General features: G+C 44.5%; 1 protein-coding gene. It reads right to left on the minus strand.

Features of this window, described 5'->3' with window-relative positions:
- Nucleotides 1–19 precede the first annotated feature (19 nt).
- On the minus strand, nucleotides 20–673 hold the full coding sequence (locus tag ACQRA4_RS13820) for an IS1595 family transposase (RefSeq protein WP_427823626.1): 654 nt from the start codon (nucleotides 671–673) through the stop codon (nucleotides 20–22).
- Between the last annotated feature and the right edge of the window lie 42 nt (nucleotides 674–715).

A 715-nucleotide genomic window follows, 5' to 3' on the forward strand; every position in this document is an offset into this window, starting at 1 on the left:
GGGGCTGTCCTAGTTAAGACTAATGTTTTGCTTGTTTTACCCAATAAGTTAGCTGAGTTAGGAGCTGTTTATGATTGCCTCCATTGAAACGCCATTCGCATTCCTTGAGGAACCAGTAAAAGTGTTCAGGCTTGATACCGTTAAAGCGACGCAAGTGCCTTTTGGCCTGATTCCAAAAATTTTCTATTCCATTGATATGATTATGCTGTTCCGCAAACTTCTGGGAATGATTGATGCGATGATGATGGAATCCGTTGATATCCAGGGCATTGTAAGCTGAAAATGTATCCGTATAGACTATACTGTCGGGTTCCACCTGTTCTTTGATGATGGGGAGAAGTGTTTCAGTGCGGGCATCAGGAATGATTGCCGTGTAAACTCTGCCGTTTCTCTTCAGTAAACCAAAAACAGCTATTTTTCCGGCAGCTCCCCGTCCTCTTTTACCTTTTCTTACACCTCCAAAGTAACTTTCATCGGCTTCTATTTCACCGGACAGTCGATAACTGGGGAGATGCGAAGCAATGAGACGTCGCAAACGCATGAAATAGGATCTGGCTGTGTTACGGTTTACTCCTACCATTTCTCCGGCAGCCCTTGCCGTGGCACCAGCCACAAAAAATTTTATGAGTTCGGCCTGTTGCCGATAATTTAGTCTGCTGCGTCTTTCATACATGGTCTTATCCTAGCTCTTTTTTCTTAGCTAGGACAGCCCCAA

This window comes from Desulfovibrio sp. SGI.169, from assembly GCF_050313595.1.
Taxonomy (GTDB): Bacteria; Desulfobacterota; Desulfovibrionia; order Desulfovibrionales; family Desulfovibrionaceae; genus Desulfovibrio.

What these genes read in the sequence shown, in the direction of transcription:
- ACQRA4_RS13820 (WP_427823626.1), bottom strand. Translation starts at nt 673, where the DNA reads ATGTATGAAAGACGCAGCAGACTAAATTATCGGCAACAGGCCGAACTC.